A 9763-nucleotide genomic window follows, 5' to 3' on the forward strand; every position below is an offset into this window, starting at 1 on the left:
AAGCTTCGGTGCCGGTATCGATCGCGGTGCGGTCGCGGCCGCTGTCCTTGGCGGTGTAGAGTGCCCGGTCCGCGGCGCTGAGCAGAAGGTCGAGGTCGGCGGTTCCGGCTCCCGCAAGCGCGATGCCGGCGCTGACGGTGACCGTGATCTTGTGCTCGCCGGCGACGATGGTCTGGCGTTTGAGCGTCAGGCGGATCGCCTCGGCGATGCTGGCGGCCTCGATCATGTCGCCGACGCGCAGGATGGAGGCGAATTCCTCGCCGCCCATGCGGCCGAAGAAACCGCGGCTGCGCATCGACGTCTGGCCGACTTGTGAAAAGGCGACCAGCACCGAATCGCCCGCCTGATGGCCGCAGCGGTCGTTGATCTGCTTGAAGTTGTCGAGGTCGAAATGCAGGAGCGCGATCAGCGGCTTCTCCTCGTCCTCGAGTTTTCTCAGCGCATGGAACTGGTCGATCAGGCCGCGCCGGTTGAGAACCCCGGTCAAGGGGTCGGTGACGGCAAGCGTCTTGAGTTTCTCTTCCGAGCGCTCGGTCAGCAGTTTCGTGCCGGTCATGATGATGGCGATTAAACAGACTGCCGCCGGGAAGAGCAGCCAGGCGGAGTGCGGCGACATGCCAATGGATTTCGCCTCACCGGCGATCACCAGAACCGCAACCACGCCGTTCGCGAAAAGTTGTACGGCGAGGAAGGCCGCAAGCACCCGCCGCGTCATCTTCGACGCGCCGTTGTTCCTGAGCAGGATATAGATCATGATCGCATGGCCGACCATGGTCGCGACGTTGTGGAGAGCCACCCGGTTGGCGAAGTTCTCGCGCACCGGATAGAGGAGCATTCCAGCCACCCACAGAAGCGCCGGGATGGCGATATAGGCTCCCACGGGCTTTCGGTCGAACTGCAGAAAACCGGCAATCCACAGGCCGACGCCGGAAAGCACCAGCGTATTGGCGATCTGGATGGAGATGAAATCGGGGATGTCGCCGCGCAATGCCACCAGGATGACGCCGATCCCGTGCAGCGCAAACCCGCCGCCCCAACTCAGGTAGAAGCGGTCCCGCTCGTAGTACCAGCGTGAGCACAGGAGGGCTGCAAGCGTCAGCGCCTCCGCCGCCCAGATCATCAGGCCCGTTAAAATGTCCACCCCAAACTCCAATGCTCGATGTCGAGCGCGCCCAACATGACACGCAGTCTTTAAGACGAAGTTGCACGGATTCTGGAAAACCCTGGGCTCAAACCCGGTTGCGGCGAGATTTCGAGACGAAATTCACGCCCGCTTTACCCTGATCGCGCAAAAACCTGTGCCATCGGGCGAAATGGGGCGCCCGCAGGCTGTCGCCCGGCAGGAATCGTAATAGCGGTCAGCCTCGCGCATCCCCGGGCAGTTAAGGATATCGGATGCTCCGTCTTGAAGTACCGGGCGTTGACACTCTATGTAGGGATGACCCATTCCATTTGATTCCGGAGCGCTTATCCGCTTTCGGCAAGTGCTTGACAAAGGACGGACATGAGAAATCCAGTTGATACCGCAATGGCCTTGGTGCCGATGGTCGTCGAACAGACCAATCGCGGTGAGCGCTCTTACGACATCTATTCGCGTCTTCTGAAAGAGCGCATCATCTTCCTGACGGGTCCCGTCGAAGACTATATGGCGTCGCTGATCTGCGCCCAGCTTCTCTTCCTCGAAGCGGAAAACCCGAAGAAGGAAATCGCCCTCTACATCAATTCGCCCGGCGGCGTCGTGACCGCCGGCATGGCGATCTACGACACGATGCAGTTCATCAAGCCGGCGGTTTCGACGCTCTGCATCGGCCAGGCCGCCTCCATGGGCTCGTTGCTCCTGTGCGCCGGCGAGAAGGGGATGCGGTTCGCAACCCCGAACTCGCGCATCATGGTGCATCAGCCCTCCGGCGGCTTCCAGGGCCAGGCGTCCGATATCGAGCGCCATGCCCGTGACATATTGAAGATGAAAAGACGTCTTAACGAGGTCTACGTGAAGCATACGGGCCGCACGTTGGAGGAAGTCGAAAAGACCCTCGACCGCGACCATTTCATGACGGCCGACGAAGCCCAGGATTGGGGCGTCATCGACAAGATCCTGACATCGCGTCAGGAAATGGAAGGTGGCTCCGGAGACTGAGTCTGATGGCGCGACCCGTGCACCTCACCCCGATGTGAGCAAAAAGGGGTTTCAAGTCGCACGGAAAGCGCTATTAGTACTTATTAATGCTGTGTTGAACTTTTATGACATAGCATTCGTTTCTTAGGGGTTTCGTTGCCGCTGATCCGGCATGATGTACGCGGGATCGGTAGAGTACCCTTAAGGCAAGGCAGGCGCGCAAGGCCCGTCGGGCGCGCGCCGGCAAGCGGTAGAGTGGACCGCGCCCGTTTTGACGTGAGTGCGGAGTGCTGGAAGGAAAGTGATATGAGCAAAGTCAGCGGCAGCAACGGCGGCGACTCCAAGAATACCCTATATTGCTCTTTCTGCGGAAAGAGCCAGCACGAAGTCCGGAAGCTGATCGCCGGACCGACCGTATTCATCTGCGATGAATGCGTCGAACTGTGCATGGACATCATCCGCGAAGAGAACAAGACCTCGATGGTCAAGTCCCGCGACGGCGTGCCCACGCCTCAGGACATCATCAAGGTCCTCGACGAATATGTCATCGGCCAGAAGCAGGCCAAGCGTATCCTGTCGGTCGCGGTGCATAACCATTACAAGCGCCTCGCGCATGCCTCCAAGGGCGGCGATGTCGAGCTTGCGAAGTCGAACATCATGCTGGTCGGCCCGACCGGCTGCGGCAAGACCTATCTTGCCCAGACCCTCGCCCGCATCATCGACGTTCCCTTCACGATGGCGGATGCCACGACGCTGACCGAAGCCGGCTACGTCGGCGAGGACGTCGAAAACATCATCCTGAAGCTCCTGCAGTCTGCGGATTACAATGTCGAACGCGCCCAGCGCGGCATCGTCTATATCGACGAAGTCGACAAGATCTCCCGCAAGTCCGACAACCCGTCGATCACCCGCGATGTGTCGGGCGAGGGCGTGCAGCAGGCGCTTCTGAAGATCATGGAAGGCACGGTTGCCTCGGTACCGCCGCAGGGCGGCCGCAAGCACCCGCAGCAGGAATTCCTGCAGGTCGACACGACGAACATCCTGTTCATCTGCGGCGGCGCCTTCGCGGGTCTCGACAAGATCATCTCGGCTCGCGGCGAAAAGACCTCGATCGGCTTCGGTGCCTCCGTCAAGTCGGCGGATGACCGTCGCGTCGGCGAAGTGCTGCGCGAACTGGAGCCGGAAGATCTGGTGAAGTTCGGCCTCATTCCGGAATTCATAGGCCGTCTGCCGGTTCTGGCAACCCTCGAAGACCTCGACGAGGATGCGCTGATCCAGATCCTGTCGGAACCGAAGAACGCGCTGATCAAGCAGTACCAGCGCCTGTTCGAGATGGAAGACGTCGACCTGACCTTCCACGAGGATGCGCTGCGCGAGATTGCCAAGCGGGCGATCACCCGCAAGACCGGCGCCCGCGGCCTGCGCTCGATCATGGAGAAGATCCTTCTCGACACCATGTTCGAACTGCCGACGCTCGAAGGCGTGCGCGAAGTGGTCATCTCGGACGACGTCGTGCGTGGAAACGCCCGGCCGCTCTACATCTATGCCGACCGGCAGGATGAAAAGGCGAACGTTTCGGCTTGAAGTGGGCCGTTCCGTTCCTGAGCTTGAAGAGGCCCTATCGGGGCCTCTTTTTTATGTCGGCGAACAGCCTTGCTTTTTTTGATTTTTCCACCATTTTTGCCTCGCGAAGAATTGCACCATATTCGCCTTGCATTAGAGACTGTGCGGGAAGATCATCGACGCTCCGGTTGCTTCGTTTGGGTGTGATCTCAGGTTGGCAGGTCCGGTGGTCGCGTCCCGTGTCCTTTGGCGTTCCGCGTGGCGTTTATGTGTACACGCTTTGTAATGCCCCTGTCACATTCGTTAAGCGACGGCGGCCTGCAAGGCTTGAAATCAAATTTCTAAAACTCCACTTTGGGCGAGAGTGAAATGCCCGGGTGATTTGCCCCGGGACGTATCCCGGAAACGGGACGATGGAAAGGAAATGAAATGACGAATTCAACGTCTGCGACTGGTAGCGAAACCTATCCGGTGCTGCCGCTGCGCGACATTGTGGTCTTTCCGCATATGATCGTGCCTTTGTTCGTCGGACGGGAGAAGTCTATTCGCGCGCTCGAAGAGGTGATGGGTTCCGACAAGCAGATCATGCTGGTCACCCAGATCAACGCCGGCGACGACGATCCCGAACCCTCGGCAATCTACAAGGTCGGCACCGTCGCCAACGTGCTGCAGCTCCTGAAGCTGCCCGACGGCACCGTCAAGGTTCTGGTCGAAGGCCGTTCGCGCGCCAAGATCGACGGCTATACCGACCGTGAAGAATTCTACGAAGCGACGGCGAGCGTTCTTGCTGAACCCGACGAGGATGCGGTCGAGGTCGAAGCCCTGTCGCGTTCCGTGGTTTCCGAGTTCGAAAACTACGTGAAGCTCAACAAGAAGATCTCGCCGGAAGTGGTGGGTGCCGCAAGCCAGATCGAAGACTATTCGAAGCTGGCCGATACGGTTGCCTCGCATCTGTCGATCAAGATCACCGAAAAGCAGGAAATGCTGGAAACGGTTTCCGTCAAGCTGCGCCTCGAAAAGGCGCTCGGCTTCATGGAAGGCGAGATCTCCGTCCTGCAGGTGGAAAAGCGCATCCGCTCGCGTGTAAAACGCCAGATGGAGAAGACCCAGCGCGAATACTACCTCAACGAACAGATGAAGGCGATCCAGAAGGAGCTCGGCGACGGCGAAGAAGGCCGCGACGAGATGGCCGAACTGGAAGAGCGCATCGCCAAGACCAAGCTGTCCAAGGAAGCCAAGGAAAAGGCCGATGCCGAGCTGAAGAAGCTCAAGCAGATGAGCCCGATGTCGGCGGAAGCCACCGTCGTGCGCAACTATCTCGACTGGCTGCTCGGCATTCCGTGGGCCAAGAAATCGAAGGTCAAGGTCGACCTCAACAATGCCGAGAAGATCCTCGAAGCCGATCACTTCGGCCTCGACAAGGTCAAGGAACGCATCATCGAATATCTCGCCGTGCAGGCCCGCGCCACCAAGCTCAAGGGTCCGATCCTGTGCCTTGTCGGGCCTCCGGGCGTCGGCAAGACCTCGCTCGCCCAGTCGATCGCCAAGGCGACCGGCCGCGAATACGTGCGCATGGCTCTCGGCGGCGTCCGTGACGAAGCCGAAATCCGCGGTCATCGCCGCACCTATATCGGCTCGATGCCCGGCAAGGTCATCCAGTCGATGAAGAAGGCAAAGAAGTCCAACCCGCTCTTCCTGCTCGACGAAATCGACAAGATGGGCATGGATTTCCGCGGCGACCCGTCTTCGGCCCTGCTCGAAGTGCTGGATCCGGCGCAGAACTCGACCTTCATGGACCATTACCTGGAAGTCGAATACGACCTGTCCGACGTGATGTTCATCACCACGGCGAACACGCTTAACATCCCGGCACCGCTGATGGACCGTATGGAAATCATCCGGATCGCCGGTTACACCGAGGATGAAAAGCGCGAGATCGCCAAGCGTCACCTTCTGCCGAAGGCGATCAAGGAACATGCCCTGCAGCCGAACGAATTCTCGATCACCGACGATGCCCTGATGGCGATCAGCCAGCAGTACACGCGGGAAGCCGGCGTTCGTAGCTATGAGCGTGAACTGATGAAACTCGCCCGCAAGGCGGTCACCGAGATTATCAAGGGCAAGACCAAGTCGGTTGCGATCACCGCGGCCAACATCTCCGACTACCTCGGCGTTCCGCGGTTCCGCCACGGCGAAGCCGAGGGCGAGGATCAGGTCGGCGTGGTCACCGGTCTCGCCTGGACGGAAGTCGGCGGCGAGCTGCTGACGATCGAAGGCGTGATGATGCCGGGCAAGGGCCGCATGACGGTCACCGGCAACCTCAAGGAAGTGATGAAGGAATCGATCTCGGCGGCGGCTTCTTATGTCCGTTCGCGTGCGATCGATTTCGGCATCGAACCGCCGCGCTTCGACAAGTCGGACATCCACGTTCACGTGCCGGAAGGGGCAACCCCGAAGGACGGACCGTCGGCCGGCGTCGGCATGGCGACCGCAATCGTCTCGATCATGACCGGCATCCCGGTCCGCAAGGACGTGGCGATGACGGGTGAGATCACCCTTCGCGGCCGTGTGCTGCCGATCGGCGGCCTCAAGGAAAAGCTGCTTGCCGCCCTTCGCGGCAACATCAAGACCGTTCTGATCCCGGAAGAAAACGCCAAGGATCTGGCCGAGATTCCGGACAACGTGAAGAACAACATGGAGATCATTCCGGTTTCCCGCATGGGCGAGGTGATCCGTCACGCGCTCGTCCGTCAGCCGGAAGCGATCGAATGGGATGGCACGGTGGAAACGCCGCTGATCACCACGGTCGAAGGTGTGGACGACGCAGGCGTAACCATAGCGCACTGATCGATAGTCTTTTGGTTATGCCAAATTGGCACCAGCAATGAAAAAAGCCGGCACAACGCCGGCTTTTTTTGTGAAAAATAACGCGCACCCCTTGTTTTTCAGGCGATTGCGGAGCTTTTGGGTTGCCACGGGCGGGCGCCTGACTATTGTCTGCCCCGATTACATGAGTCGTTCCAAAACCGTTTGAAAGGGGTGGAAACATGAATAAGAATGAGTTGGTATCCGCAGTGGCCGAGAAGGCCGGCCTCTCTAAGGCTGATGCCGCATCCGCTGTAGACGCCGTTTTTGAGACCGTACAGGCTGAACTGAAGAAGGGCGGCGATATCCGTCTTGCCGGTTTCGGCAGCTTCTCCGTTTCCCGTCGCGAAGCGTCCAAGGGTCGTAATCCGTCGACCGGCGCCGAAGTCGACATCCCGGCACGTAACGTGCCGAAGTTCTCGGCCGGTAAGGGCCTGAAGGACGCAGTCAACAGCTAACGCGCTGCCTTCGAGGCATCCTGTTACAGTCTCATATTTTGAAAAGGCCCGGGTTTTTCCCGGGCCTTTTTTACGAGTCGCAAATCGCTGCCAATCACAACGCTGGATGTGAAAACTGTCATCCGCTGTCACGGGGCTGCATGCTGCGTGACGGCAGCTCGGCGTTCCTACCAGCGCTGATGCACGTGCGGAGCAACCAGTCGTGCATAGATTTCCTTGGTCGCGGTCATCACTTCGGCCGAAAGTGCGGCAAGCTCTGCCGCCGCAGCGTTGCCCCTGGCCTGCGCCTCGTTGCGGGCGCCGGGAATGATGACGGTGACCGCCTCGTTCATCAGGATCCATTTCAGCGCGAAAGCCGCCATCGACGCTCCCCGTGGCACCAGCTTGCGGACTTCCTCGACCGCCTGGAGACCGACTTCGAACGGTACGCCGGCAAAAGTCTCGCCGACATCGAAGGCATCGCCATGCCGGTTGAAGTTGCGATGGTCGTCCTTGGCGAACGCCGTATCGCGGGTGATCTTGCCCGACAGCAGCCCGCTTGCGAGCGGCACGCGGACGATGACCGCGACGTTCTTCTGCTTGGCCTCCCTGAAGAACAGGTCCGCCGGGCGCTGGCGAAAGATGTTGTAGATGATCTGGATGCTGGTGACGTCGGGATATTCGATCGCCTTCAGCGCTTCCTCGACCTTCTCGACGCTGACCCCGTAATTCCTGATCTTGCCGGCACGGCGCAGATCGTCGAGCGCGCCAAAAACCTCCGGGCGATAGAGGACTTCGGTCGGTGGGCAGTGGAGCTGCACGAGGTCGAGGCTGTCGATTTCGAGATTCTTGAGGCTGCGGTCGATGAAGCCTTCGAGATTGGCCTTGGTATAGCCGTTGGCCACATGCGGGCTGAGACGACGGCCGGCCTTGGTGGCGACCATCGGCCGATTGCCGCCGCGCGATTTCAGGACGCCGGCAATGATTTTTTCCGAACGGCCATCGCCATAAACGTCGGCGGTGTCGACGAAGGTGACGCCGGCATCGAGCGCCGCTTCCAGCGCCTTGGCCCCGTCCGTTTCGCTGACGTCGCCCCAGGAGCCGCCGATCTGCCAGGCGCCGAAACCGATCTCGCTGACGGTGAAGGATGTGCGTCCGAACGCGTGGTTTCTCATGATGTCCTCCGAATAAGATTGGGCTATCCACAGGCTGCGGAACCCTGAGCTTCCTTCGTGCCCGGCATTTGCCTAAAACACCTGATCAGCTCCGGCAATCAAAACAAGCGATTCGATGACCTCCTTCCGATTCATTCACGCCGCCGACCTGCATCTCGGCAGTCCCTTCCAGGGGCTGGCGCTGAAGGACGCTGCCATCGCCGAACTGTTCATCGAGGCGAGCCGCAGGGCGTTTTCAGGCCTGGTCGACCAGGCGGTCGAACGCAAGGTCGACTTCTTCATCGTCGCCGGCGACGTCTATGACGGCGACTGGAAGGACAACAAGATCGGCCTGTTCTTCAACCGCGAAGTGGCGCGGCTGGAACGCGCCGACATTCCGGTCTTCCTGCTGAAGGGCAATCACGACGCCGAAAGCGTCATCACCAAGACGATTACCCTGCCGAAGAATGTCAGCGAGTTCCCGGTCAACAAGCCGGGCAGCTTCAAGCTCGATCATTTGAAGGTTGCGCTGCACGGCCAGGGTTTTGCCGAGCGCTCGGCGGTCGATAACCTGTCGCTGGCCTATCCTAAGCCGGAAGCGGGTTGGTTCAACATCGGCGTGCTGCACACCTCGCTCACCGGCCGCGAGCCGCACGCGCCCTATGCGCCGTGTTCGGTCGAGGATCTGCGCTCGCGCGGTTACGACTACTGGGCGCTCGGCCATGTTCATGATTTCGAGATCGTCGCCGAAGACCCGCTGGTTGTCTTCCCCGGCAATCTCCAGGGCCGCTCGATCCGCGAGCAGGGGGCGAAAGGCGCGGTATTGGTGACCGTCGAGGACGGTCGTATCACCCATGAGCGGATCATCACCGACAGCGCCCGCTTTGCCGAACTCGTCGTCGCGGTCGAGCCGGACGACAACATCCCGGCGATCCTGCGCCGCATCGAGAATGCGCTGGAAGATGTCGTCGAGCGGATGGAAGGTCGGCCGCTGGCGCTGCGCATCCGTCTGACGGGCAAAAGCCGCTTCCGCAACGAAGTCATGGCCCGCGCCGAGGATTTTCGCGATGAGGTGCAGGCGGCCTGCCACCGCTCCCATCAGGATATCTGGCTCGAAAAGCTGGAACCGCGGCTCGAACCGGCAATCAACGGGACGAGCGTCGCGACCGACATGCTCGGCCTTCAAGGCCTCATTCCGATGGGCGGCTTCGCCCCTGAACTGGTCGCCGATGCCAACGCCAAGATCGCCGAGATCACCGCCCGCCTGCCGGGCGGCATCGGAGCGGGCGACCTGGCGCTTGGCGACGATGCCGAAGCGCTGCTGGCCGAGGCCCGCGATCTCCTGCTCTCGCGTGCGGCGAGGGCTGGCTGATCCATGCGTTTTAATCGCCTCGATATTCTGCGCTACGGCGCGCTGACCGACCGGACACTGACCTTCCGCCCGGATGCCAGATTGCATGTGATCTACGGACCGAACGAGGCCGGAAAATCCTCCGCCCTGTCGGCAATCTCCGACCTGCTGTTCGGTTTCCCGACGACCGCTGAATACAGTTTTTTGCATGATGCCACCGCGCTCCGCGTCGGTGCCGCGATCACCGCGCGCGATGGCCAGGCGCGCGAATTCCGCC

General features: G+C 60.5%; 8 protein-coding genes. 6 read left to right on the top strand and 2 right to left on the bottom strand.

Going from position 1 to position 9763, the window contains the following annotated elements; translation table 11 throughout:
• Window positions 1-1141: GGDEF domain-containing protein (locus MOV61_RS30515; RefSeq protein WP_247138568.1), on the bottom strand; the 1141-nt coding region annotated here is incomplete at its 3' end.
• Window positions 1142-1504: 363 nt separating this feature from the next.
• On the opposite strand from MOV61_RS30515, the gene clpP reads away from it, so the two are divergent.
• The 4 genes from clpP to hupB all read left to right on the top strand — a co-directional run bounded on the left by clpP (window position 1505) and on the right by hupB (window position 7002).
• The gene (gene clpP / locus MOV61_RS25330) at window positions 1505-2137 is read left to right on the top strand and encodes an ATP-dependent Clp endopeptidase proteolytic subunit ClpP (protein WP_007753416.1); all 633 of its coding nucleotides are present in this window, start codon (window positions 1505-1507) and stop codon (window positions 2135-2137) included.
• A gap of 285 nt (window positions 2138-2422) precedes the next feature.
• Entirely contained in the window at window positions 2423-3700 is a 1278-nt protein-coding gene (gene clpX / locus MOV61_RS25335; protein WP_038541942.1) for an ATP-dependent Clp protease ATP-binding subunit ClpX, read from the top strand.
• 408 nt (window positions 3701-4108) lie between these two features.
• Window positions 4109-6526, top strand: a complete 2418-nt coding sequence (gene lon / locus MOV61_RS25340) for an endopeptidase La (protein ID WP_038541944.1) — start codon at window positions 4109-4111, stop codon at window positions 6524-6526.
• Between the two features lie 200 nt (window positions 6527-6726).
• On the top strand, window positions 6727-7002 hold the full coding sequence (gene hupB / locus MOV61_RS25345) for a DNA-binding protein HupB (protein ID WP_007753405.1): 276 nt from the start codon (window positions 6727-6729) through the stop codon (window positions 7000-7002).
• 167 nt (window positions 7003-7169) lie between these two features.
• On the opposite strand, the gene MOV61_RS25350 is transcribed toward hupB, so the two are convergent.
• Window positions 7170-8156 (bottom strand): aldo/keto reductase, encoded by a 987-nt coding sequence (locus tag MOV61_RS25350; RefSeq protein WP_247138569.1) that lies wholly within the window; start codon window positions 8154-8156, stop codon window positions 7170-7172.
• A gap of 115 nt (window positions 8157-8271) precedes the next feature.
• Between MOV61_RS25350 and MOV61_RS25355 the strand changes: the two genes are divergently transcribed.
• Complete coding sequence (locus tag MOV61_RS25355; RefSeq protein ID WP_247138570.1) at window positions 8272-9507, top strand: DNA repair exonuclease; 1236 nt, start codon at window positions 8272-8274, stop codon at window positions 9505-9507.
• Window positions 9508-9510: 3 nt separating this feature from the next.
• Window positions 9511-9763 (top strand): AAA family ATPase (locus MOV61_RS25360; RefSeq protein ID WP_247138571.1); only part of this gene is annotated, 253 nt, incomplete at its 3' end.

The organism is Neorhizobium sp. BETTINA12A, from assembly GCF_023006485.1.
Classification (GTDB): domain Bacteria; phylum Pseudomonadota; class Alphaproteobacteria; order Rhizobiales; family Rhizobiaceae; genus Neorhizobium.

Coding starts and splice junctions, on each gene's coding strand:
- clpX (WP_038541942.1), top strand. CDS start 2,423: ATGAGCAAAGTCAGCGGCAGCAACGGCGGCGACTCCAAGAATACCCTA.
- hupB (WP_007753405.1), top strand. CDS start 6,727: ATGAATAAGAATGAGTTGGTATCCGCAGTGGCCGAGAAGGCCGGCCTC.
- MOV61_RS25355 (WP_247138570.1), top strand. CDS start 8,272: ATGACCTCCTTCCGATTCATTCACGCCGCCGACCTGCATCTCGGCAGT.
- lon (WP_038541944.1), top strand. CDS start 4,109: ATGACGAATTCAACGTCTGCGACTGGTAGCGAAACCTATCCGGTGCTG.
- clpP (WP_007753416.1), top strand. CDS start 1,505: ATGAGAAATCCAGTTGATACCGCAATGGCCTTGGTGCCGATGGTCGTC.
- MOV61_RS25350 (WP_247138569.1), bottom strand. CDS start 8,156: ATGAGAAACCACGCGTTCGGACGCACATCCTTCACCGTCAGCGAGATC.